The sequence below is a fragment of the Rhizobium sp. NXC24 genome, from assembly GCF_002944315.1.
Classification (GTDB): domain Bacteria; phylum Pseudomonadota; class Alphaproteobacteria; order Rhizobiales; family Rhizobiaceae; genus Rhizobium.
Genome location: NZ_CP024314.1, coordinates 228,075 through 251,708 on the forward strand (window position 1 = coordinate 228,075; position 23,634 = coordinate 251,708).

The following is a 23,634-nucleotide window of genomic DNA, read 5'->3' on the forward strand; positions in this document are numbered from 1 at the left end:
GCGAGCCGATGCAAGCTTCCAGATCTGCATATGACGTGATCATTGTCGGGGGCGCAGTCGTCGGCAGCTCCGCAGCCTATTTTCTCGCGACCAATCCCGATTTCAAAGGATCGGTCCTCGTGATTGAAAAGGACTGGACCTATCAGCGCTCGGCAACGGCGCTGTCTTCCAGCTCCATCCGCCACCAGTTCTCGAATGCGATCAACGTTAAGGTCTCGCAGTTCGGCACGGAATTCATCCGCAATTTCAAGGAAAATGTCGCCGTCGATGACGACACCCCCGAAATCGGCTTCCACGAAGCGGGCTATCTCTTCCTGGCCGAGGATGAGCGTGGCGAGCAGGTCCTGCGCCGCAATCATGAAACACAAATCTCTTGCGGGGCGGAAGTAACGCTTCTCGATCCGGAAGGCTTGGGCCGGCGATTTCCCTGGCTTAATCTCGAAGGATTGACGCTCGGCAGCACCGGCGAGCGCGGCGAAGGCTGGTTCGACAGCGTCGGTCTGCTGCAGGGCTTTCGAAAGAAAGCGCGTTCGCTCGGCGTCGAGTACATCGAAGACGAAGTCGTTGCTGTTGACAGGGAAGGAGACCGCGTCGTTTCCGTATCGACGAAGAGCGGCCAGACGATCGCCTGCGGCATGATGGTCAATACGTCCGGTACCAACGGCAAGAAGGTCGCGCGGATGGCCGGGCTCGACGTCCCCGTGGAGCCACGCCGTCGCTCTCTCTTCGTTGTCGACTGCCGCACGCCCTTGGAGGGTAAAGTTGGCCTGACCATCGATCCGACCGGCGTTTTCTTCCGCCCGGAAGGCAAGTTCTATCTGATGGGCACCTATCCGAAACACGATCCGGAAGTGGACCCGAACGATTTCGACGTCATGCATGACGAGTTCGACGAGGAAATCTGGCCGATCCTTGCAAACCGCGTGCCTGCCTTCGAAGCGATCAAGGTGGTCAACTCCTGGGCCGGTCACTACGACTATTGCACCCTCGATCACAACGTCGTTCTCGGTCCCCACACGGACGTCAAAAACTTTCTCTTCGCCAACGGCTTTTCGGGCCACGGTTTGCAACAGTCGCCTGCGATGGGCCGGGGCCTGTCGGAGCTCATCACCTATGGGGGTTTCAAGACGCTCGATCTTGCGCCTTTCGGCTACGAACGGGTGGTAGCGAACCGACCCTTCCTCGAAGACGCCGTCATTTAACGAACAAGATAAGGGAACCCCATGAGGTACGAAACTTCAAAGCGCAGCGGCGGCCAGGTCCTGGTCGATGCCCTGCGGATCCACGGCGTCGATCGCGTGTTCGGTGTGCCGGGCGAAAGCTATCTTGCCGCGCTCGATGCTTTTCATGACGCAGAGGATGCCATCGAATTCGTCATCTGCCGTCAGGAGGGCGGGGCGTCCTATATGGCGGAAGCCTATGGCAAGATGACGGGCAAGCCCGGCATCTGCTTTGTCACCCGCGGTCCGGGGGCAACGAATGCTTCCATCGGCGTGCACACTGCCTTCCAGGACTCCACGCCGATGATCCTGTTCATCGGCCAGGTGGCGCGTGACCAGATGGAACGTGAAGCCTTCCAGGAGATCGATTACCGGCGCATGTTCGGTCAGATGGCGAAGTGGGTGGTCGAGATCGAGGATGCGGCCCGCATTCCCGAACTGATCAGCCAGGCGTTCCACCGCGCAGTCAACGGGCGCCCGGGCCCGGTGGTTGTGGCCCTGCCGGAAGACATGCTGACCGACATGGTCGACGTTGCCGACACGCCGGCCTACCGGCGCGTCGAGGCCTATGCCGGCGAGCCGCAATTGCAGGAATTGCAGGCACTCCTGTCCAAGGCCAAGCGTCCGATGGCCATCGTCGGTGGCGGTGGCTGGACGCAGCAGGCGGTGGCGGATCTGAAAAGCTTCTCGGAAACTTTCAGCCTGCCGATCGCAGCCTCCTTCCGCTGCCAGGACCTCTTCGACAACACGCATCCGAATTATGCCGGCGACCTCGGGCTGGCGGCGGGACCGAAGCTGATTCAACATGTTAAAGACTGTGACCTGCTGATCTCGATCGGGGCCCGCCTCGGCGAAATGACCACCGGCGCCTATAGTTTGATCGACATTCCGGTTCCGAAGCAGACGCTTGTCCATATTCACCCCGGTGCGGAAGAACTGGGTCGCGTCTACCACGCGACATTGCCGATCAACGCCAGTGTCGCGGGCTTCCTGTCCCAGGCGGTGAAGCTCAAGCCTGCAGCGGCACCCGCCTGGACCGATTGGACGGCGGCGGCGCATGCCGACTATCTGGAAAACCTCAAGCATCCGCAGGTTCCGGGTCCTGTCCAGATGGGCGCTGTAATGGAATGGCTGCGCGGCCATCTGAAGCCGGACGCGATCCTGACGATGGGGGCAGGCAATTATACCGCCTGGGCGCACCGCTTCTATCAGCACCGTACCTTCCGAACCCAGCTTGGTCCGACCAATGGCTCGATGGGTTACGGTGTCCCGGCTGCGGTCGCCGCGAAGATCACTGATCCTTCGCGAACTGTCGTGGCCTTCGCCGGCGATGGATGTTTCTTGATGAACGGACAGGAGCTGGCGACCGCCATGCAATATGACGCACGCGTCATCTTCCTCGTCATCAACAACGGCATGTACGGAACAATTCGCATGCATCAGGAGCGCAACTATCCCGGCCGTGTGTCAGGCACCCGGCTGACGAACCCGGATTTTGCCTCGCTGGCCCGGTCCTATGGGCTGCACGGCGAAACCGTGGAGGTGACGGAGGATTTCGCCGGCGCCTTCGAACGTTGTGAAGCATCGGGCAAGCCGAGCCTGATCGAAATCCGGATCGATCCGGAAGCGCTGACGCCGAAGATGAGCCTTACGCAAATTCGCGATCAGGCAATCGCACAGGGCAAATAAAAAGACGATGCGCCGCCCGGCAAACGGGCGGCGCAGGCCACTTTTTCTCCGCTACTGCTCCGTTTCGCTGCTCACAGGCTCATCGAGCAGCGCGCGATAGCGATTGAGGCTTTCTTCCAGATGGGTTGCCAGCGCACTTTTTGCCGCCTTGGGATCGCCCTGAGTAATGGCGGATAAAATGGCGGCGTGTTCCTTGTTGATCTTCTTCAGATAGGTGCCGTAGTTGCGCGCGGATTGACGATGCTTCAGCAGCAGATCGAAATTGATCCTCTCGATCACCGCTTCCAGAAAGTTTGGGAAATGTGGATTGCGGGTGGCGCGGGCAATGGCGAGGTGAAATTCGAAATCAGCGCGCGCTTCGACTTCCGCATCTTCCGTTGCAAGCGTTTCAAGCCGATCATAGGCGCGTGCAATCTCGGCAAGAGCTTCCGGCGTACGCCGCGTAGCGGCGAGCGCAACGGACTGCATCTCCACACCAAGCCGGAGTTCGAGGATCTGCATGGCCGAGCGGATGTCCTCGATGCGGCCGATCTCGAAATTGAGGGCCTTGGCATCCTTTTCGCTCACATAGACGCCGGCGCCCTGACGCGCCGTGACCCGGCCTCCCACCTTCAGGGAGGTGAGCGCCTCGCGAATGACGGTCCGGGAAACGCCGAACTCTTCGCAAAGCTGCGCGCTTGACGGAATCTTCTCGCCGGGCGCATAAAGACCGGAATCGATGCGCTCACTGAGTTTCGCAACAACGATTTCCGCGAGATTTCCCCGTTGCGTGATGATCGACACCTGATTTGCTCCGATTTTCCTGGGCCGAATTTAGCACATATCACATATCATGCCACATTTGATCGCGGCATGGTCGTGCTAATCTGCAATTATTTCATTCAGCACTTCAAACGGATGCGAGATTCTTTTGTGATCTATCTGCTTGACTTGAGACCGGCATGAATAACCTGTGGCCATCAGCATGTTGGTTTTATCCTCGGCTTCAATCTCGCGTTTCCAGCTCATTGCATAAAGCCGCTCCGAGATGGCGCGGTTGCGCGCTTCATGGCCGAAGGTGCCTGCCATGCCACAGCAGCCGACGTCAGCCGTCTGAAGTTCGATGCCTAACCTTCCGAACACCGCTTTCCATTGCGCCAGGGAAGCGGGCGCATTCGTGCGTTCCGTACAATGGGCCAGCAATCGGAAGCTCTTGCCTTCGGCGGTCGATGGTAGGGCGCCGAGCCTGTCGACATTGGCCGTTAGCCATTCCTGTGGCAAGAGGACGGTTGCCTTCAGCTTCGCACCGACCGCGCTTTTGTATTCGCTGCGATAGGCAAGTGTCATCGACGGATCGAGGCCGACGAGAGGCACGCCGCTATCGGACAGGCGATTGAAATAAACGGCGGATTGCCCTGCAGTCCTTTCAAAGCGGCCGAGATAGCCATGGACATGCAACGCCTTGCCGTTGGTATGACGGGCGGCGAGAAAGGGCGACAGGCCCATTTTCCGCGCCAGTTTTATCGCAGCGACGGCAACTTGCGGGTCGAAATGCTCCGTGAAGCTATCGGGAACGAAAATGACGCTCCGTTTCCGTTCGTCAGGCGACAAGGCTTCGATCCGGCTGGGGGTCGCGATCGGCACGCCCAGGCGGGCAGCCTCTCGCGCCAGGGAGAGGCGTGGAAGCAGCGGCAGCGCCGTCAGCCCGGCGACATGCATCAGCTTCTGGCCCACAAGCGTTCCCACGAATAGGTTGTATGCGGGACGCATCCGAACCATCAAGGGCAGAGTGGTCTCGATGGTCGCGACGAGCAGATCCTTCATGGGGCGCAGGTAGCGTCCGTAATAAAGCTCCAAAAACTTGGAACGAAACGATGGGACGCTGACCTTGACGGGGCATTGGCCGGCGCAGGCCTTACAGGCCAAGCACGTGTCCATCGCAGCGCGCACCTCATGCGAGAAGTCATCCCGGTTTTTGGGATTGAGTGAGTTCAAGGCGCGCCGGGCGAGATCAAAAACGGGATTGGCGCCGCGCGCCCGCTCTGCTTCCCTGCGCGGATCGACGCCCTTCTCGGCAAGGAGCCGCAGCCATTCCCGCATCAGTGCGGCACGGCCTTTTGGAGAGAAGCGTCGGTCGCCTGTCGCCTTATAGGAAGGGCACATCGGGCTTGCTTCGTCAAAGTCGAAACAGGCGCCGTTGCCGTTGCAATAGGCGGCATTGTCGAAGGCGGCGCGGATCTCGTTGCCGAGAACGCGGTCGACGCTGCCGCGAAGCGGCACCTCGTCTATTTTCAGAAGCGGTTCGTTTGAAGGCGCCGCGATCTTGCCGGGATTAAGCCGGTTCTCCGGATCGAATGCCCGCTTGATCTCCTGCAGGCAGGGATAGAGGTCGCCAAAGAATTCCGGCACATATTCCGAACGCACGCCCTTGCCGTGTTCGCCCCAAAGGACGCCGCCATATTTGCGGGTGAGCGCCACCACTGCGTCGCTGATGTTGCGCACCAATGGGACATGATCTGCGCGGGTTAGGTCGAGCGCCGGTCGCACATGCAACACGCCGGCGTCGACATGGCCGAACATGCCGTATGAAAGGCCCGCACCGTCCAGCAATGCACGGAACTCGCGAATATAGGCCGCGAGGTTTTCAGGGGGAACAGCCGTATCTTCGACGAAGGGCACGGGCCGGACCGGCCCTTCCACATTGCCGAGCAGGCCGACGGCGCGCTTGCGCATCGACCATATCGCTTCGATCTCGGCATGGCTCCGCACCACCGTGTAACCTCTTCGGCGTGCATTTGCACCGGTATCGATAGCTGCGGTTATCTCGGATAACTTGCGTTCAAGCTCGTCCTCATCGTCGGCGAGAACTTCGGCGATATTAATCCCGTTTGCCGATCCGATTGCATCATCGGGGAAAAACCGGGCGATGCTGTTCCAGACAATGTCGCTCTTGGCGAGCTTCAAGACTGTCTCGTCGATCGTTTCTACCGAAGCGACTTTGAGCGCCGCCAGGGTCCGGGCATCCTCCAGCGCCGTGTTGAAATCGCCATATCTGATGTTGATCAGCGCGGCGTGGGCCGGAAGCGGCAAAAGATTGAGCTCCGCCTCGGCGATTATCGCCAATGTTCCCTCCGAGCCGCAGAGAATGGCGTTGAGGTCGAAACGCCCGTCGGGATGCCGTATGTGGGCGAGATCGTAACCGGTCATATAGCGATTGAGGTTCGGAAAGACCTCTGCGATCCGGTCGTGCTTTTCTCTAGCGATCCGGTCGACCGTCCTGTGGATCTCTCCAATCCGGTCCTGGCGCGCTGCAGCCTCGGCAAGCGCTGCCGCATCCAGTGGGCGCGACCACCATTCGGAGCCGTCGACGAGCACGATACGCAGGCCGAGCACATGGTTGCTGGTCTTTCCGTAGAGACACGAGCCCTGGCCGCAGGCATCGGTGGAAACCATACCGCCGATGGTCGCGCGGTTGGAGGTGGAAAGCTCAGGCGCAAAGAAGAGGCCGTATGGCTTCAAGGCGCGATTCAACTGATCCTTGACGACGCCGGCCTGGACGCGAGCAACCCTTCGGACCGGATCTATGTCCAGTATGCTGTTCATATGCCGCGAACAGTCGACCACAACGCCCGATGTCAGCGATTGTCCGTTGGTGCCGGTGCCGCCGCCTCGTGGTGCAATCGCGATCGTGCGGAAGGCCGGTTCCGAAAGGACGGTTGCGACAATTTTCAGATCTTCGGCGCCCTTCGGAAAAAGAATGGCTGCGGGCTCGACCTGATAGATGGAATTGTCGGTCGCAAAAACCGTCCGCGCCGCGGCGCCGGTTTCTATGTCACCGTTGAAGCCTGCTTCAATGAGCCGTTCGAAGAAACTGGCCGGGGGCAGGGGCGTGACGAAATTCGCCCGCAGACGTGGAATCATCGGAAAACCTTTATAAAGCGCTTGAGCTTTGTCAAAGTTGGCATATAAGTGATAACATACAAATTTGGTGGCGCAACGCAAAACAACGAGGTGGAACTTGAAGAACCAAACCGCAATCATCGTCGGTGGCGCATCTGGTCTCGGGCTGACGACAGCGAAGCTTATGATCTCTCACGGCGCAACCAAAATCGGCCTGATCGACCGCAATGAACAATTGCTGGCTTCGTCCGCGCAGGCGCTGCGTGCGCTTGGCGCAGAAGTAGCAACGGCGGTCGCCGACATCTCCCGCGCCGAAACGGCGCATCGGGGTTTCAACGAAATCGTCGGGCAGCTTGGTCGCATCCATGTCCTCGTCAACAGTGCCGCGATTTATCCGCGTCGGCCGATTCTCGAAATCACCGATGAGGAGTGGGATCTCGAAAACGCCATCAACGTGAAGGGCACTTATCACATGATGGTAGCTGCCGTACTTCATATGCGCCAGCATGTGAATGCTCCGGAAGTGACGGGACGCATCGTCAACGTTACGTCGGTCGACGCCTTCAAGGCACATCCGCAGAATGCCCACTACGCCGCGACCAAGGCAGCCGTGGTCAGCCTGACCAAATCTTTCGCTCAGGAATGCGCCAAGGATCAGATTCTCGTCAATTCGGTTGCGCCGGCCGGCTTTGCGGCCGATCGCGCCAAGGAACTCGGCTTCCTGCCGGAACTGGCCAAGGCCAGCGCGCTTGGCCGCGCAGCCGAGCCGGTCGAAATGGCGGAGTGGATCGTCATGATGGCATCAAGCCGCAACACCTATGCCACCGGTGAAAACGTCGTCATCAGCGGAGGCTACATCTATGTCTGATGTCTATCGCACCGTGGTCGTCACCGGAGCGACCAGCGGTATCGGCAAGGCGATCGTTCTCGCTCTCAGGCAACGCGGATTCACGGTCTATGCCGTCGGCCGCAACGAAGATGTGCTCAAGGAACTCTCCGAGACCAGCGGTGCGATCCCGATCAAGGCGGATGTGCGCGATACGCAGAGGATCGCCGAAGCGCTGAATGGCATAGAGGTCGATATCCTCATCAACAATGCCGGCATCCTGTCGACCCGGGCATCCTTCCATGAGATCGATCCGGACGAGATCGACGCCATGGTCGACGTCAACCTGAAGGCGCCGATGCGTCTCACGCGGGCGGTTGTGCCGGGCATGGTGGAACGCAGGCGCGGTCATTTGATTTTCATCGGCTCGATCGCGGGGCGGGCCGCTTTCCCGAATTCGTCGGCCTATGGCGCCTCCAAAGCCGGCTTGAGCCTGTTCTGCGACAATCTTCGTCTTGATTTGCTCGGGACATCGGTGCGCGTCAGCGAGATCGTCCCCGGACGTGTCGAGACCTCGCTTTACCGCACCTCTATTCCGGATGGTCAGGCGAATGCCGTGCTCTATGACGGCTATCGCTCCATTCAGCCTGAAAACATTGCTCGCGTGGTCGAAAATATCATCGATCTGCCGATCTTCGTCGACGTCTCGCGTGTCGAGGTCTATCCGACGGATCAAGCAGCGGGCGGGGGAACCATGGTCAAATTCCAGCAGTGAGAGCAGACGTATCTCCTTGATTTCTGTTCGGTATCTGGAGGGGAACCGATGGCAGACAACACTGCAATTGAAAGGGCGGCGCCCATGCTTTCGCCCCATGAGGACCGGGCGTTTGTGCTTGAGGAGGTACATGCCCGGCCGTTCAGGCCGATCGAAACGCCGGCACGTCTTTTGCATTTCGCGTTTCTTTCAGCGGGAGCCGAACGGGACACTGAGCGCGAAGCGCTTTCGCTTTACTGCCAGGAAAACGGCCACGACGCCATTCCGGCCAATGCCAGACATCATCGCGTGTCGTTTGGCGATATTCATCTTCGTTGGGAACGGCACAGCGAATTTGCGACCTATTGCTGGTATTACAAGCATCCCGCCCAGGCAGATTTTGCTGCGGAACCGGCAACTCTTGCTCCGCAGATGTATGCCATTCTCCAGCCAGGCCCACACCTCGTCGCCATCGACCTGCATATAGTTGATGTGTCTTCCGCGCCCGATATCGATGCAATGTTCGCAAAGGAATCCCTTTGCGTCATGACCGCCGAAAAAGGGGGCGTCATAGTTGCCACGGATTTCAAGCCGGACGCCGGCGGCTTCGTCAAAATTCTCGTGGTCAACAATGGCGTGCCCGCCATGCGGATTGGTGCGCTTGCCCAGAGACTGCTTGAACTCGAAACCTATCGAGTCCTTGCTCTATTATGTCTGCCCGAAGCTCAGCGTCTGGAGCCGTCCGTGCGCCAGATCGAGCGTTCACTGGTCGATGCAACGCAGGAAATGACGCAAACCGTCTCGCTGGAAGACAACGAAAGCTTGCTGGATAAGCTCGTCGTGCTTGCAGCACGCCTTGAAGCAGGTGCGGCGAAATCCCTGTTCCGCTTTGGAGCAAGCCGCGCCTATCAGAATATTGTTCTCGGAAGGATCACCGCAATCGGTTTCGAACCGGTGCCGGATCGCGAAACTTTCCAGGCATTCCTCAATCGGCGCATGGCGCCGGCGCTTCAAACATGCTTTTCGCTTGAGGAAAGGCAGGTCAACCTTTCGCGGAAGCTGGCGCGCGCGACCCAATTGTTGCGAGCGAAAGTCGATGTGGCGATGGAGCGACAGAATAGGGACATTCTGCAGACGATGAGCGAACGCGCTCAGCTTCAGCTACGTCTCCAGCAGACGGTGGAGGGGCTTTCGATTGCGGCTGTCAGCTATTACGTCGTTGGGCTGCTTGGCTATTTCCTTAAAGGTCTGGCGCATGGAGTCCATGCATTCGACGCGGAACTGGCAATGGGATTAGCGAGCCCGATAGCTGTCGTCTTAGTGGCAACCCTCATCCGCCAGCGCACGAAACACTTCCATTCATCCAGCAATTCTCACAATTACAGCACTCGCTGAGGGTCACATCATGCGCCGCAAGATCGAAATCAGCCGAACGAAGTCTCAGACCTTGCCGACAACTATGGGCCAATTGCCATCAAGGCAGTGCTTGCCGCCTTCAGCGTGAAGATGCCAAAAGCTGAAAAGACCAACACGGCAGAAGATGATTTTCCGCGGCATCCTGACTTTCATGGCTATGAGGTAGACTAACCTTCGTCTTCCCTGTTGAGCGCCGGAAGAACGCCGTTCTATTGCGCGAATGAACGTAGCTGTTCGTAAGTGCTAGCGCTCAATCGGATGCCGTCGCGCTCTGACGCTGCTCGTGTCCTATATCTGCGATCTGACGGCAGTCGTGTCCCGCCGGACTGTCGGACTAGTTCAATCAGATGGGCAACCCGGCTTGCAAATGCGTCATTGTTTCCACACGTCGGATCAATAAGGATCAGAGCCTGCCCGGTTTTCGGGGTTTCTGCACCGGGATGAGCCGAGAAATTGACTTCCGTTGAAAATTGACCACCCGTCAGCGCGGATGCCAGAACCTCGACCATGAGGGAAAGGGCGAAGCCCTTGTGGCCGCCGAACGGAAGAAGAGAACCGCCCGCAAGAATTCTTTTCGGGTCTTCGCTCAAGAGGCCCTCGGCATCGACTCCGGTGCCCGGCGGAACGTTATGGCCCTCACGCGCCGCGATCCGCAGATCGCCATTCGACATTGCGCTGGTCGCGAAGTCGAAAACGAAGGGATCAGCGCCCGCAACCGGTGTTGCAAAAGCGATGGGGTTCGTTCCCATGATCGGCTTCGCACTTCCCGGAGGCGCAACGCATGCCAGTCCGGACACCATCGAAAGCGCGACGAAACCCTTTCTGGCTAACGGTTCCAGATCCGGCCAAAGCGCGCTGAAATGATGCGAGTTCCGGATCGCGAGGACTGCCGCGCCACATCTTGAAGCCTTTTCGATCAACAGCGGAGTGGCAGCCGCTAGCGCCGGTTGAGCAAAGCCGTTCCTGGCGTCGACGCGAACGAAGGCCTCGCCGCCATCTTCGATGGTAGGCACTGCCTTACCATCCACCCAGCCGCTCCTAAGCGTGGCAACATAACCGGGAATACGAAACACGCCATGGCTCATGCTGCCGTCGCGTTCACATCCGGCACAATTTTCGGCCAGGATCGCCGCATTCGCCTCGGAGACCCCGAAGCGAACAAAGATCTTGACCAACAGCAATTTTAGATCGCTAAAGCTGATACGGATGGAGTCTTCTGGATTTTCGATCATCCGATTAATCCTTCGAGACCGGCGTATGGCTCGACGTATATCAATGGCAAGATTTGCCTCCTAGATATCCATGGGCCAAGTGTCCGAGAGGCGATAACCCGCTTGAAATGGGTCGCTAGGGTCGACCATTAGCTGTTTCGTACCGATCACCCATGCCCGGCCTGAAATAATCGGATTGATGCCGAGCTTGCCGTTGATGTCAACTTCACTGTCGATGCTGCAATGGAATTCCGTATCGAGCAACGACGTACCCACGAACTTGTCGCCCGGCTTCATCTGACCCTTTGCATGGAGAATTGCCATTCGCGCCGAGCATCCGGTCCCGCAAGGGGAGCGGTCGATCTTACCCGGACGTATGGCGACTGCATTCTTGCCCCAAAGCACGCCGTCTTTCATGACCACAGGATCGGTGATTTGGCAGAATGAGATGTGGCCCCATGCGTTCGCCGGATGCTTGAAGCCAAGCTGTTCGTTCGCGGCTTCTGTGATCTTTACGCCAAGCCGGGCGATATCTCGAGCCTGGTCGGGCTGGAGCTGCAATCCCAGCGACGCCGCGTCGACGACGACGAAGCTGTCGCCGCCATAGGCGGTGTCGACAGTCAAAGTGCCAATTCCTCCGACTTCGAGCGTAGCATCGAGCTTATCGGCGAAGGAAGGAACATTCCGCACACGGATACGCTCGGCCTTGCCATTGCGGCACTCTGCCTCAACCTTGATCAAGCCGCCTGGCGGTTCCAGCACCATGCGTGTGATCGGTTCCTGCATTGGGATAATGCCGGTATCGAGAAGGACGGTTGAGACGCACATGGAGTTTGAGCCCGACATGGGTGGGGTATCGGCCGGCTCCATGATGATCCAGCCCATTTGCGCCTTCGGGTTCTTCGGTGGGACAAGAAGGTTCACATGTCTGAAGACTCCCCCGCGCGGTTCGTTCAGGACGAAGTTCCGCAGCGTTTCGTCCTCGGCGATCCAGCGGGCCTGGTCCCAGACGGTTGCGCCCGGAGGTGGGGCGACGCCGCCGACGATAACATCGCCGACCTCGCCTTCGGCGTGGCAGCTAACAACATGCACAACCTTTGACGTTCGCATCTTCGTTCCCCACGGACTATGTCACATTAGCATCAATTTCGGATAACGTATACGATCTACGAAAAGCGAGTCAAGGCTGGCTTGCATGGAAGATGGCGTAGGAAACATCTGCGACGTTGGACGTCCCGACAAACGCGGAAGCCTTGAGAACAAAAGTGGCCTACGATATTGCTCGCCCATCGAGAACCAAGGACGCGAGCCGAGAATGCCGTTTAACTCAGAGCAGGCTACGAATTTGGGAAGCGTCCCAACGGCTTCGGACGTAATCGTCAAGTTCATCCGCGATTCCATCATTGACGGGACGCTCGACGAGGGTGAGCCGATCCGCCAGGACGAAGTCGCCCGCATGTTCAACGTTTCCAAGATCCCTGTTCGGGAAGCCTTGAAGCGCCTGGAGGCCGAAGGTCTCGTCGCCTTCCAAAGAAACCGCGGAGCGGTGGTGACGCCGACCTCCGAGCCGGAGCTCGTCCAGATTTTTGAGGTTCGGGCGATCCTGGAATCCAGCGCGATAAAACTTTCAATTCCTCAAATGACAGAGGAGACTTACGAGCAGGCGCAAGCCTATTGCGACGCCTTTGCTCAGGAAACGGACATCGGACGATGGGCCGAACTCAATTGGCGTTTTCATTCACGGCTCTATGAGGATGCCCACAGGCCATACATGGTGAACATGATACGGTCGGTGAATGATCGGATCGAACGCTATTTGCGGATTCAGCTCACGCTTTCGAACGGGCATCAGGTCGCCGACGATGAGCACCGGCAGATCCTCGAACTTTGCCGCAAGCGGGACGTCGAGGGTGCTGGCAGTCTCGTCTACGCCCACATTATGCGGGCGTGCCAATCCCTGATGGAACACCTTCCCAAGGGCACCGCGTCGGCTCCCGCAACCAAGCGACCCTGAGGCGGACTTCTCCGCGGCGGACGGCGTTCGCCTCGCAATCACGCGTGTTCAGCCATCTCAGCGAACATCTCTCGAAAATCGCTCTGGCGTTCCCGCCCGGCTGCCGATTCCCTGCGCGTCGGTGCAACGACGGAGAAATCCTAGTTCTTTGGCGAAATTCGTTGTTCCGGCAATAGCTTGGAATGTACATTAGAGTACATAAAACAATCATATATGAAAATTTAATAGACATATATGTACATTTTGCTTGTTACGCCGATCCACTTTTGCTAGAAGCTCTCCCAATCCGCTCGATGGGATGACGGGACGCGTGAGAACGCCGCTGGGAAAGGCCCTCGTCCATCGATGCATGACCGCTGTGAGTTTCCAAAAGAGGAGACGTGATGCGATGCCCATGAAAATCACCGGAAGCGGCGCGTTGTCCGATGACGCTTCAAATGCTCTGCCGATGCCAAATCGTCGGCGAGGGTACTGACGCAATCTCCATCGGCTCAGGGCCGGCGTCACGCGCGGCTTTCAATCGATCGATAGACAGATGGGTTAACCTTCGGGACAGGCTCTGCGGCATCCTGTTCCTGTCGACTGCCGCTAAGAAGAGAGGGAACTCAATGAAGTATTTGCTTGCATCTACATGTCTCGCCGTCGGCTATTTGGGCCTGTCGCTGCCTGCCTCTGCCGCAGGCTGTGGCACCGTCACCCTTGCTTTGCACAATGTTCAAAGCGCGGAAGTCCTTACCTATGTCGATAAGTTCATCTTGGAGAACGGTTACGGATGCAGCGTGGAAACGATGCCCGGCGACACCGTGCCGTCGACGACGTCCATGGTTGAAAAGAGCGAACCTGACGTCTCGTCGGAGACCTGGGTTGATCTTTTGCCGGAAATCGTTCCCCGCGGCCTGAAGGAGCAAAAGATCATCGAGGCGGCAAAGGCGCTGCCGGACGGTGGTGTTCAGGGCTGGTGGATTCCGAAATACGTTGCCGAGGCACATCCGGATATCAAGACGATCGACGATGCGCTCAAGCATCCCGAACTCTTTCCCGATCCTGAAGACTCGAGCAAGGGTGTGATCTTCAACGGGGCCCAGGGCTGGGGTGCAACCGTCGTTACCGCACAGCTCTTCAAGGCTTACAACGCAACCGACAAGGGGTTCAACCTCCTCGACCCCGGCTCTGCGGCCGGTCTCGATGGTGCGATAGCCAAGGCTTACGAACGCAAGGAAGGTTTCATCACCTATTACTGGGCTCCGACTGCGTTGCTCGGAAAGTACGATATGGTGATGTTGAAGTTCACCGTTCCGCAGGATGCTGCCGAGTGGAAGCGTTGTATCACCAATCTTCAGTGCCCGGATCCCAAGCCGGCCGCTTGGCCCGTCGACAACGTCTACACCGTTCTGACGAAGAAGTTTGCCGATAGCGCCCCGCCGGAAGTCCTCGAATACTTCAAGACGCGCGGTTGGAGCAATGCGACCGTCGGCAAGGTAATGGCCTGGGAGACGGAAAACCAGGCAACCGGCGACGAAGGATCCAAGCATTTCCTCAAGGAAAACAAGGATATCTGGACCAAGTGGGTTCCTGCCGACGTAGCAAAGAAGGTTGAAGCCGCTTTGTAAGTCTTAAGCGAGGGCGCGCGACGCTTCGCGCGCCCTAACTTATCACCCACCGGCTTAAAGCCTATTTGCCTTTCCGAGGCATTGGCGCATCCCGCTCTTGCGAGGCAAGTTTCCTTATCCAGTCTCGAACCGTCTCCGCCGCCACCGAAAGTTCACGGTTACTGTTCCAGGTAAGGTAGTAGCCGCCGGGCGCCGGTATGACGAGATCGGTGAAGCGGACGAGTTCGCCCTTTTCCACGAGCGGCCCGACCAACCGATGCCAGCCGACCACCAGCCCCTGGTCTGCCATGGCAGCCTGCAGCGCCACGCTGAATTTGCCGAAGCGTCTCACATTCGCAGAGCTTGAGGCGACGCCTGCTCGCACCAATACCTCCTCCCAGCCCATCCAATCAGGTTCGACCCATTCGACGTTCAACAACGGAAGATCGCTCAGATCGGCGGTCGTTGCGCCTTGATGCCTTTCCGCAAATGCTGCGCTGCAGACAGGATAGAGGCAATCGTCAAACAAAAATTCCGCCGTCTCGTCGATCCATGCGCCAAGGCCATAGCGAATTCTGAGCTCCACTTCGGCCCTGCGAAAATTCTTGACGTTATCGGAGATCAGGTGATCGACGGTTATTTCTTCAAAGGTCCGCCAGAAGTCCGGCATTCGCGGTACGAGCCACATCGTAGCGAAGACGTCGCTGCAGGCGATCGTCACGTTTCGAGCCTTGTCTCCACGTCGAATGGAATTGATGACATCTGAGGCGCGGGCAAATCCGGTCGCTAGGGCGCTGTATAGTTCTTCGGCAGGCGCTGTCAGCGTCACTCCTCTCGCCTTGCGGGCAAACAGCAATACGCCGACATCGTCCTCCATGGCCTTGATCTGCCTGCTCACCGCCCCAGGCGTGACGTTCAACTCGGCGGCAGCCAGCGTGAAACTTCCATGTCGTGCAGCAGCTTCGAAAGCTGCCAGCGCCGTAAGGGAAGGAAGGCCGTAAAAGCGACGAACCAATTGTTTTTCTCCACTGTGGAACCGACACGATACGCCATCGATACCCCGAGAGCGATGGGAAAGGTTGCTTCTCCAAATCATTGGTGGGGTTAGGTTTCCATCGGAAGATGCCACCGCCGGATTGAGATTAACTCAAAGCATTGCTGAGTTTTAAGTGCGTTGTCTTCAACCCGCAGATGCCGTTCTCATGGCTGAAGAGCACGCCAATTGTCGGCGTCGCCCAAGGCCCTCAAACAAGCAACAGTGGGTGAAGATGAGCCTTAACGAACCTGCAGCCACAAATCAGGTTTCGGCGTCTTTGCCGGATCGCATGACCGGGGTCGAGCTAGTTGGCCATGGTGGACTTGATAAGCTTCAATACCGGGAAGATATTCCGGTTCCGAGGCCAGGTCCCGGCGAGGTCCTGATCCGTGTTGCCGCCGCTGGCGTCAACAATACCGATATCAACACACGGATCGGATGGTATTCGAAGGCGGTAAGCGCGGGAACGGAAACCGGCGCGACAGAAGGTTTCCAGTCTGCGAAAGATCTCGATGCCAGTTGGTCCGGCACGCCAATGACATTTCCGCGAATTCAGGGTGCGGATTGCTGCGGCCGCATCGTTGCCGTTGGCGAGGGAGTGAACGCGGAACGCCTGGGCGAGCGCGTTCTCGTTCGCAATATGCTGCGGACCTATGTTGGATACCGGCCCTACGAATGTTGGACCTTCGGCTCCGAATGCGACGGCGGGTTCGCTCAATATGCGAAGGCGCCGTCTGCGGAATGCTACAAGGTCGACTGCGATTGGAGCGATGTCGAACTCGCGTCCATACCCTGTGCCTATTCCACGGCGGAGGGCATGCTTCATCGCGCTAACGTAAGCTATGGCGAACGTATTCTGATCACGGGCGCTTCGGGTGGCGTTGGATCCGCGGCGATCCAACTGGCAAAGCGACTTGGCGCCTTTGTCACTGCGGTTGCCGGGCGCGATAAGGCCGATCAATTGCTCGCGCTGGGGGCCGACGAGGTTCTTCCCCGCGGCGAGAATATCGTCGAGAAGCTCGGGAAGGATTCGGTGGATGTCGCTCTCGACGTCACGGCTGGTCCGTCTTTCGGCGAGCTTCTGGAGGTCCTCAAAAGAGGCGGGCGATACGTCGTTGCAGGAGCTATTGCCGGCCCCATTGTCGAGCTCGACGTCAGGACCCTTTACCTCAAGGATCTGTCGTTCTTCGGATGCACATTTCAGGACGACGTCGTGTTCAAGAACCTCGTCGGTTACATCGAGCGTGGCGAGATAAAGCCAGTCATCGCAAAGACATATCCGCTCAAAGACATCGTTCGGGCTCAACAGGACTTTCTGTCGAAAAGTCTCGTCGGAAAGCTCGTGCTCGTCATTCCGTGATTGAAGGATGGACCATGAAAGATTTGAAGATTGCCAAGATCGATGTTTTTAAGGTGGACCTGCCGTATGCGGGCGGAGTTTACCGCCTGTCCGGAGGGCGGGAATATCGAAGTTTCGATGCGACGCTCGTCCGCATTACGGCCAACAATGGTCTCGAAGGATGGGGCGAGAGCACGCCATTCGGATCGACCTGGATTGCCTCCCATGCGCTCGGCGTGCGAGCGGGGATCGCGGAAATCGCGCCGAGCCTCATCGGGCTCGATCCGAGACGTGTCAATCGGATCAACGATGCAATGGATGGAGCACTTGTCGGTCATCTTCACGCGAAGACGGCGATCGACGTGGCGTGCTGGGACGTATTTGGAAAGGCGGTAGACCTGCCGGTATGCGATCTCCTTGGTGGCCGCACCGATGTCGCCATGCCTGTGATCTCTTCGATCTACATGGGTGATCCAGAGGACATGCGCCATCGGGTCGCACAGCATCGCGCGATGGGCTATATCGCCCATTCGGTAAAAATCGGAGACGAGCCGGCGATGGACGCCGCGCGCATTGCGGCATCGCTGGCGGACAAGAAGCCGGGCGAATTCTTTATCGTGGATGCGAACGGCGGCATGACCGTCGAGACGGCGCTTCGGATGCTGAGATTGCTGCCCGATGGCCTCGATTTCGTCCTCGAGGCACCATGCGCTACCTGGCGCGAATGCATTTCACTCAGGCGTCGAACCGATGTTCCCATCATCTTCGACGAACTCGCTACGGACGATGCTACTATTGCACATATCGTCGGCGACGATGCGGCAGAAGGGATCGGGCTGAAAATCTCAAAGAATGGTGGATTGACCCGGGGCAGGCGTCACCGAGACATCTGCGTAGCGGCCGGTCTTACAGTGAGCGTTCAGGAAACGACGGGTTCCGACATCGCCTTTGCCGCCATCGTGCATATGGGCCAGACAGTCCCTGAGAAGAACTTAAGATGCGTGCTGGAATGCCGCGATATCGTATCGATCAAAACTGCTGACGGCCCCTTCGAAGTCGTAGACGGCCGTGTGAGAGCGCCGAGCCTTCCGGGACTCGGAATAACACCGCGCCTTGAGGTGCTGGGTGAGCCGATAGCGAGCTATTGTTAGAGTAGAACCCGCGGGCGACGGCATTTCCATGCCGCCGCCCCTGATCCCAAGGCTCAATAGCTTTAGCCGTTGCTTTCTTTCGCCCGGCAATCAGGCCCAGGTATCTCCCACGGTGAAGCCCTCGACGAAGGGATCGTCATTGTCCAGGACGATCGTGTTGATACCATAGATCCAGCTCGTTCCGCTGACTGTCGGCACCACAGCGTTCCGGTCGCCGATCTTGGCCTCTTCGACGAGCCTGCCGGTATAGATGTTTCCGAGAATTCCCTGATGGCGGAAATCCTGGTTGAGCGGCAGTTCGCCCTTGGCATGAAGCACCGCCATCTTTGCGCATGTACCAGTGCCGCACGGGCAACGATCCAGCGCACCCGTCCAAGTAGCCGGATTGTCCCATGAGAATTCCCCGGACGCCATGGTGACGGTGTTCTTCCAGTCCGCACGCGGATCGTCTGTTGGGCCGGAGAGTTGCGAAATGGTGATGCCGACGCCAGGATAATCCGGATGCGACACCGGCAATTGTTCGATGGCGGCTTCCCTGATCATGGCCGAAATTCTTGCGATTTCCCTGCCGTGCTCCGGCTTGAGCTCCAGCCCGCGGAACTGGCGAACATCCGCAATGGCATAGAACATCCCGCCCCATCCGACGTCCACGGTCACCTTGCCAAGGTGCGGCACGTCGATGACTGCGTCCAGATGCGCGGCAAAGGCGGGCACGTTTTTGAACGTGACGCTCTTCACCTTGCCGTTCTCGCATTGCGCGCTCACCCGGATAAGACCTGCGGGCGCCTCGAGAACCAGCTCTGTGACCGGTTCCTTCATCGGCAGCATCCCCATTTCCAGAAGCACGGTCACAACCGAGATCGTGTTTCCGCCCGACATGACGGGATATTCGATCTGCTCCATGATGATGTAGCCGGCCTGAGCCTCCGGATGGGTCGGCGGCACGATGATGTTGCAGCAATGGGCAGAATATCCACGCGGCTCGCGCAACAACAGTTTGCGCAATTGATCGTCATTGCTCTCGAGCCACTTCATCTTTTCGTAGACCGAATTGCCGGGGATATGGGGTATGCCTCCGGTGACAACACGCATGGGCGTGCCGGCATGCGTATCGATCGCCTGGATGGTGCGTTTGAATGCCATTTTCTTGTTCCTGTACTCTCGTGGTTCGATGGTTCGCGACGATTGGACGGAAGTCTCAGCCAGGGAGCTCCGATCTCTTTTTTGCTAGTTGCGCTCTGCCTGCAGCGACGCAAATCGACTGATGGACTCAAAGACGGTGCGCGGAATCTTAAGCTCCGCCGTCGGGGAGGGCGGGAAAGGAATTCCAGTGACGCCGGGAATGAAGACGCCGTGATCGTGAAGACGAATGGTCTGCGCGTGAGCACGACGAATGCGCTCGTCTCCGAGACCTGGCATGATCGCAATAATGCTAAGCCCGACAGCGGGAGGCGCATTCCCCGATCTGAAATCGGGAGTGTCCAGCGACCATGGCCCCCCGGAGAGGCCGGCGGAGAGCATCTCGACGAACAATGCCACGTTCCCCCCCTTGCGGCCGCCGAACGGCAGCAATGCTCCGGTCAGTGCCTTGGTGGCGTCCTGTGTCGGCTCGCCGTTTTCGTCGACAGCCCAACCGTCGGGGATCGGCTGACCCTGTTCGGCCGCTTGAACAATGTTGACGAAGGCGGTTGCGCTGGAAGCCTGGTCGATGACCAAGGGAAGGGTCTGGTCGCCAAGCGGAAAGCCGAATGCCATGGGGTTCGTACTGTAGACGGCCGCTCCGCCTGGCTTGGGTACCACCATTGCGTTCGCGTTTGTTGCCGCAAGCCCGATAAGACCTTCCCCGGCCAGCCTTCGAACGTAGTATCCGAGCTCTCCCGCGGTGTAGCTGTTGGTCTGCGTAAACACCGCGACGCCTAATGTGCGGGTGGTTTCAACCAAATCCGCAAAGGCAAGGTCAAAGCCGAGCTGCGCAATTCCGCCGTCGGCATCCGAAACCATGAATGCGGGGAAACTCCGTTGCAGACTAGGTTGCGAGTCGCCCTTGATCCGGCCTTCGGCGAAGGCATTGAGGTAATCGACGAAATGCGGGAAGCCCAGCGTTGCGGGACCAAAAAGCGCAGCCGACAATGTTGCATCGACGAGGGAACGGGCGCTCGCCTGCGAGGCACCGGCCGCTACGCAGGCGCGCATTGCGAGTTCTTCCGCTTCCGGCCTACGGAGCGAGACCTCTTCTGCCATATCAAATCTCCAATCCTGTCTTTCGACCTTCGTAAAATGCGTAGGGAGCTTGTCGCGGGGCCGCGCAATCGCCGATCTGACGAATGGTGACACCCAAAGCCGACAGACCTGGCATCAGCCAATCCGCGGGAAGATTTGTCGTCGCCATGACCAGCGTATCCGCCTCGAGAAAGCGATGTTCGCCGGTATTGTGATCCACGAGCGTTGCGCCGTCCCCCTTCCACTCGACCACGCTCGATTCGACGATCCACTGGACGCCGAGTTTGCGCAGGGCCTGCCGCATGGGGACGTCGGCTGCCGTTCGCTGAAGCTCTTTGCCGACAAAAGGATCCGGGGTGACGATGGTGACCAAATGACCCTCTTCGGCCAGCTTCCAGGCCGTACCGCATGCCCTCCAGCCGCCGCCTTCGTCCAGAAGAAGAACGTGTTTTCCGGGTCTGACCTGCTTTGCCATCACGCCTTCGACGGTAAAGACGCCGCCCTTCTCGATGCCGGGCAAGGTCTCCACAGTCGGCAGCGCCTTCTGGAAGCCAGTTTCCGGCGAATAGGATCCCGTGGCCACAACAACCACATCCAACTCGGCCGCATTGATTTCCTCAGCTTCTACGTAGGTATTAAGCCGGACTTCGACGCCGAGGCTTTCGAGCTGGCGCTCATACCATGCCAGGAGATCCAGTATCTGCGCCCGGCGCGGCTGAAGCCCCGCCAGCAGGAAATTGCCGCCCAGGCGACTGGACGCCTCGGCGAGGACGACGCTATGGCCTCGCTCTGCGGCCACTCTCGCCGCCTCCAGCCCAGCCGGCCCTCCGCCGATGACAAAAACCCGTTTGGGGACGTCTGTTTTTGTGAAGCGATCGCCGTTCCATTCGGACTCGCGGCCGGCTGAAGGATTGATCAGACAGCTTATCCAGTAATCGCGTGAGCGGCGGCCCCAACACATCTGATTGCACGAAATGCAGCCACGAATGTCCTCAGGGCGACCTTCGGCAGCTTTCCGTGCCAGATGAGGATCGGCAATCTGACCTCGCACGATCGAGACTAGGTCGCAGGCGCCTTCTCCAAGCACCGTCTCGGCATTCTCGGGTGTCCGGATGTGGCTTTCTGCGGTGACGACAGCTTTCTTCACAACCTTTTTCAAAGTCGATGCCAGATCGGCCCCGAGCTTTTCAGGATAGATGAAAGTCGGCATCAGCTTGTAGAAGTCGAGATAGCCGCCCGATCCGCAGGTGACGTAGTCTATCAGGCCGAGCTCGTCATGGAGTTTGACGATCTCGGCAAGCTCCTCGCGTGAAAGAGCTGCCTTTACGTCAGGCTCGTCGCTGACGGCGATGCCGACGATGAAGTCAGGCCCGCAGGTCTCACGGATCCTGGAGAGTATTTCCCGAGACATCCGTGTGCGATTTTCAAGCGACCCTCCCCATTGGTCGCCCCGGCGGTTGCTCCAGGGCGTCCAGAACTGATCGACCATCCCGAGATAGGCCGCCCAGACCTCCACTCCATCAAAGCCCGCCTCGCGACATCGCCGTGCGGCCTGAACGAAGCCATCGATGGTTTCCCATATCTCGTTTTCGGTCATCGGGTGCGATCCGTCGCTATCGTGATAGCTCGGCAAGCCGGAAGGCGACCAATGAGGATGGAAGGAATTATCGGAGTCGCCGTGCGCGCCGACATGGTAGAGCTGCTGAATGGCAACGGCGCCGTTGTCTTTGATCACCCGGACGACCTTTGCGAAATGCGGAATAACGGCGTCGTCCGAATGCCGGAAGTTGTGATGCGTCAGGACCGCGGACGCATGCACCGGCATCGGCTCGACGACAATCATCGCAGCGCCGCCGATCGCCCGCTCGGCATAATATGCCGCATGGCGTTCGGTCGGCAGACCCTCCAAGGCGAGGTTTGAGGTGTGCGCGCCGAAGACAATTCGGTTTCGAAGGGTGCGGGAACCAATCTTTAGAGGCGCGAACAGGCGAGGAAACGTCTGGGACATGGGTGTTGGCTGCCAAGATGAGTGTCGTTGGTTACGATGCGCTATGCGCTGCGATGCCCTTTCGGACATGCCGAATGCCCGCCCAGATCGCGAAAACTGCCACGGGAACGGTAAACAGCAGGCCGGCCTTTGCCAGATGGACGTCGAAGCCAAGTTCGCCAGCCGCCTCCAGGCACACCTTTGTCAGGCTGATGGCGTAGTAGGTGATCGCGATGACCGAAAAGCCCTCGACCGCCTGCTGAATGTGAACCTGCACGCGTGCACGCTCTTCCATCGAGCTTAGGAGCGATGCGTTCTGGTCCTCAAGCTGCACCTGGACGGTCGTCCGCAAGAGGTCGCCTGCAAGGCTGACCCGCTCACCCACTTCGGAAAGACGCCGCTCCGTTGCATGGACGAAGCGAACGGCGGGCTGAAAGCGGCGATCGATGAAGGTACAGATACGTTGTCTTTCCTCCACTCGTTCTTCGCGCAGCTCAATCATCCTGCTTGCGACAATTTCGGCGTAGGCCTTTGTGGCTCCAAATCGTTGTTTTGCCTTTGCCGTCAGCTTCAAGACATCGGAAGATAGCTTCGTCACTTCCGACAGGAGCGCCTTGTCCACCTTTATTTCGCTCTGCATGTGCTCAATCAGAACGGTGAGGCGCCTGTCAAAATCCGAAAGTTGTTTGACCGTCTCACGCGCCACCGGCATGCCGAGCAGCGCCATCATCCGGTAGGTTTCAATTTCCAGCAGCCGCCTCACCATGCGACCCGTACGGTAGGCATTGAGGTTGCGGTTATAGACGCGAAATTCGACGAATCCGTCGTCATCGAGACGGAAACTCGAATAGACCTCCGCGTCGCCGCCGCCCACTTTCGATGCGACGTAGTCGACTCCGGGTTTTGGACGCGGCGCCTCCTTTTCGTCTCGCACCAGGACGCGTACGGCAGCGATCACCTTGCCTTCTACGAAGCGAATGCAGTCGTAAAACGGCTTCGGCAATGCAGTCGGCTGGTCGATCGATGCCGGTGAGACGTAGGTCAACGTCACAAACTCGGTATGCGCCTCCCATTTCAGCCGTCCGTCGCCACATTTTCCTATGCCGTGGCTTCCCTGGCCCGTGATTGCAACATCATCAAGCTCCAGCAGTTCTGATGGGATGGGAGGAGCTGCGTTCTCCGAAACGATGGCGACGTGCCAGACATCGGTGTCGCCATCGAAATAAAGTGAAGGTCTTGCGTGGAGTTCCTGATGGAGTTCCCTGCGCAATGGATGTTCGGCGCCGACAAGCATCTGGTTGAC

Annotated in this window: 18 protein-coding genes; 9 read left to right on the forward strand and 9 right to left on the reverse strand. The window is 58.5% G+C overall.

The window, feature by feature from the left end; genetic code table 11:
* The first annotated feature begins 8 nt into the window (after positions 1–8).
* The gene (locus tag NXC24_RS25060; RefSeq protein WP_104826128.1) at positions 9–1,202 is read left to right on the forward strand and encodes an FAD-binding oxidoreductase; all 1,194 of its coding nucleotides are present in this window, start codon (positions 9–11) and stop codon (positions 1,200–1,202) included.
* Between the two features lie 21 nt (positions 1,203–1,223).
* Complete coding sequence (locus tag NXC24_RS25065; RefSeq protein WP_104826129.1) at positions 1,224–2,909, forward strand: thiamine pyrophosphate-binding protein; 1,686 nt, start codon at positions 1,224–1,226, stop codon at positions 2,907–2,909.
* A gap of 51 nt (positions 2,910–2,960) precedes the next feature.
* Here the strand turns inward: NXC24_RS25065 and NXC24_RS25070 are convergent, their stop codons facing one another.
* Both NXC24_RS25070 and NXC24_RS25075 read right to left on the reverse strand, forming a co-directional pair.
* A complete protein-coding gene (locus NXC24_RS25070; protein WP_104826130.1) occupies positions 2,961–3,692 on the reverse strand; it encodes a FadR/GntR family transcriptional regulator in 732 nt (243 codons plus the stop codon).
* A 78-nt stretch (positions 3,693–3,770) separates the two neighbouring features.
* On the reverse strand, positions 3,771–6,809 hold the full coding sequence (locus NXC24_RS25075) for an FAD-binding and (Fe-S)-binding domain-containing protein (protein ID WP_104826131.1): 3,039 nt from the start codon (positions 6,807–6,809) through the stop codon (positions 3,771–3,773).
* A gap of 97 nt (positions 6,810–6,906) precedes the next feature.
* On the opposite strand from NXC24_RS25075, the gene NXC24_RS25080 reads away from it, so the two are divergent.
* Genes NXC24_RS25080 through NXC24_RS25090 form a run of 3 tightly spaced genes read left to right on the forward strand, consistent with a single transcriptional unit; the run spans position 6,907 to position 9,763 of the window.
* A complete protein-coding gene (locus tag NXC24_RS25080) occupies positions 6,907–7,656 on the forward strand; it encodes an SDR family oxidoreductase (protein WP_104826132.1) in 750 nt (249 codons plus the stop codon).
* Positions 7,649–8,389: an SDR family oxidoreductase gene (locus NXC24_RS25085; protein WP_104826133.1), complete on the forward strand. Its 741-nt coding sequence runs from the start codon at positions 7,649–7,651 to the stop codon at positions 8,387–8,389. The genes NXC24_RS25080 and NXC24_RS25085 overlap by 8 nt, the downstream gene beginning before the upstream one ends.
* Positions 8,390–8,437: 48 nt before the next feature.
* Entirely contained in the window at positions 8,438–9,763 is a 1,326-nt protein-coding gene (locus NXC24_RS25090; protein ID WP_104826134.1) for a DUF3422 domain-containing protein, read from the forward strand.
* A gap of 230 nt (positions 9,764–9,993) precedes the next feature.
* Here the strand turns inward: NXC24_RS25090 and NXC24_RS25095 are convergent, their stop codons facing one another.
* Positions 9,994–11,016, reverse strand: coding sequence for an Ldh family oxidoreductase (locus NXC24_RS25095; protein WP_104826135.1), 1,023 nt, complete (start codon positions 11,014–11,016; stop codon positions 9,994–9,996).
* A 60-nt stretch (positions 11,017–11,076) separates the two neighbouring features.
* The gene (locus NXC24_RS25100) at positions 11,077–12,105 is read right to left on the reverse strand and encodes a proline racemase family protein (RefSeq protein ID WP_104826136.1); all 1,029 of its coding nucleotides are present in this window, start codon (positions 12,103–12,105) and stop codon (positions 11,077–11,079) included.
* Positions 12,106–12,310: 205 nt separating this feature from the next.
* On the opposite strand from NXC24_RS25100, the gene NXC24_RS25105 reads away from it, so the two are divergent.
* Both NXC24_RS25105 and NXC24_RS25110 read left to right on the forward strand, forming a co-directional pair.
* Positions 12,311–13,009 (forward strand): GntR family transcriptional regulator, encoded by a 699-nt coding sequence (locus tag NXC24_RS25105; protein ID WP_104826137.1) that lies wholly within the window; start codon positions 12,311–12,313, stop codon positions 13,007–13,009.
* 608 nt (positions 13,010–13,617) lie between these two features.
* Positions 13,618–14,619 (forward strand): glycine betaine ABC transporter substrate-binding protein, encoded by a 1,002-nt coding sequence (locus NXC24_RS25110; RefSeq protein WP_104826138.1) that lies wholly within the window; start codon positions 13,618–13,620, stop codon positions 14,617–14,619.
* 61 nt (positions 14,620–14,680) lie between these two features.
* Here NXC24_RS25110 and NXC24_RS25115 read toward each other — a convergent pair whose 3' ends face one another.
* Positions 14,681–15,613 (reverse strand): LysR substrate-binding domain-containing protein, encoded by a 933-nt coding sequence (locus NXC24_RS25115; RefSeq protein WP_104826139.1) that lies wholly within the window; start codon positions 15,611–15,613, stop codon positions 14,681–14,683.
* Positions 15,614–15,866: 253 nt separating this feature from the next.
* Here NXC24_RS25115 and NXC24_RS25120 point away from each other — a divergent pair, with 253 nt between their 5' ends.
* The gene (locus NXC24_RS25120; protein ID WP_245464150.1) at positions 15,867–16,994 is read left to right on the forward strand and encodes an alcohol dehydrogenase family protein; all 1,128 of its coding nucleotides are present in this window, start codon (positions 15,867–15,869) and stop codon (positions 16,992–16,994) included.
* A gap of 14 nt (positions 16,995–17,008) precedes the next feature.
* Complete coding sequence (locus NXC24_RS25125; protein ID WP_104826140.1) at positions 17,009–18,124, forward strand: mandelate racemase/muconate lactonizing enzyme family protein; 1,116 nt, start codon at positions 17,009–17,011, stop codon at positions 18,122–18,124.
* A 90-nt stretch (positions 18,125–18,214) separates the two neighbouring features.
* On the opposite strand, the gene NXC24_RS25130 is transcribed toward NXC24_RS25125, so the two are convergent.
* The 4 genes from NXC24_RS25130 to NXC24_RS25145 form a co-directional block, all read right to left on the reverse strand.
* Complete coding sequence (locus NXC24_RS25130) at positions 18,215–19,267, reverse strand: proline racemase family protein (RefSeq protein WP_104826141.1); 1,053 nt, start codon at positions 19,265–19,267, stop codon at positions 18,215–18,217.
* An 84-nt stretch (positions 19,268–19,351) separates the two neighbouring features.
* Complete coding sequence (locus tag NXC24_RS25135; RefSeq protein WP_104826142.1) at positions 19,352–20,365, reverse strand: Ldh family oxidoreductase; 1,014 nt, start codon at positions 20,363–20,365, stop codon at positions 19,352–19,354.
* A 1-nt stretch (position 20,366) separates the two neighbouring features.
* Entirely contained in the window at positions 20,367–22,352 is a 1,986-nt protein-coding gene (locus tag NXC24_RS25140) for an FAD-dependent oxidoreductase (protein ID WP_104826143.1), read from the reverse strand.
* Between the two features lie 31 nt (positions 22,353–22,383).
* Complete coding sequence (locus NXC24_RS25145) at positions 22,384–23,625, reverse strand: DUF3422 domain-containing protein (RefSeq protein WP_104826144.1); 1,242 nt, start codon at positions 23,623–23,625, stop codon at positions 22,384–22,386.
* Between the last annotated feature and the right edge of the window lie 9 nt (positions 23,626–23,634).

Excerpts from the sequence above, each read along its gene's own strand:
- NXC24_RS25060 (WP_104826128.1), top strand. The coding sequence starts at position 9 with ATGCAAGCTTCCAGATCTGCATATGACGTGATCATTGTCGGGGGCGCA.
- NXC24_RS25065 (WP_104826129.1), top strand. The coding sequence starts at position 1,224 with ATGAGGTACGAAACTTCAAAGCGCAGCGGCGGCCAGGTCCTGGTCGAT.
- NXC24_RS25075 (WP_104826131.1), bottom strand. The coding sequence starts at position 6,809 with ATGATTCCACGTCTGCGGGCGAATTTCGTCACGCCCCTGCCCCCGGCC.
- NXC24_RS25085 (WP_104826133.1), top strand. The coding sequence starts at position 7,649 with ATGTCTGATGTCTATCGCACCGTGGTCGTCACCGGAGCGACCAGCGGT.
- NXC24_RS25090 (WP_104826134.1), top strand. The coding sequence starts at position 8,438 with ATGGCAGACAACACTGCAATTGAAAGGGCGGCGCCCATGCTTTCGCCC.
- NXC24_RS25095 (WP_104826135.1), bottom strand. The coding sequence starts at position 11,016 with ATGATCGAAAATCCAGAAGACTCCATCCGTATCAGCTTTAGCGATCTA.
- NXC24_RS25100 (WP_104826136.1), bottom strand. The coding sequence starts at position 12,105 with ATGCGAACGTCAAAGGTTGTGCATGTTGTTAGCTGCCACGCCGAAGGC.
- NXC24_RS25105 (WP_104826137.1), top strand. The coding sequence starts at position 12,311 with ATGCCGTTTAACTCAGAGCAGGCTACGAATTTGGGAAGCGTCCCAACG.
- NXC24_RS25110 (WP_104826138.1), top strand. The coding sequence starts at position 13,618 with ATGAAGTATTTGCTTGCATCTACATGTCTCGCCGTCGGCTATTTGGGC.
- NXC24_RS25120 (WP_245464150.1), top strand. The coding sequence starts at position 15,867 with ATGAGCCTTAACGAACCTGCAGCCACAAATCAGGTTTCGGCGTCTTTG.
- NXC24_RS25125 (WP_104826140.1), top strand. The coding sequence starts at position 17,009 with ATGAAAGATTTGAAGATTGCCAAGATCGATGTTTTTAAGGTGGACCTG.
- NXC24_RS25130 (WP_104826141.1), bottom strand. The coding sequence starts at position 19,267 with ATGGCATTCAAACGCACCATCCAGGCGATCGATACGCATGCCGGCACG.
- NXC24_RS25135 (WP_104826142.1), bottom strand. The coding sequence starts at position 20,365 with ATGGCAGAAGAGGTCTCGCTCCGTAGGCCGGAAGCGGAAGAACTCGCA.
- NXC24_RS25140 (WP_104826143.1), bottom strand. The coding sequence starts at position 22,352 with ATGTCCCAGACGTTTCCTCGCCTGTTCGCGCCTCTAAAGATTGGTTCC.
- NXC24_RS25145 (WP_104826144.1), bottom strand. The coding sequence starts at position 23,625 with ATGCTTGTCGGCGCCGAACATCCATTGCGCAGGGAACTCCATCAGGAA.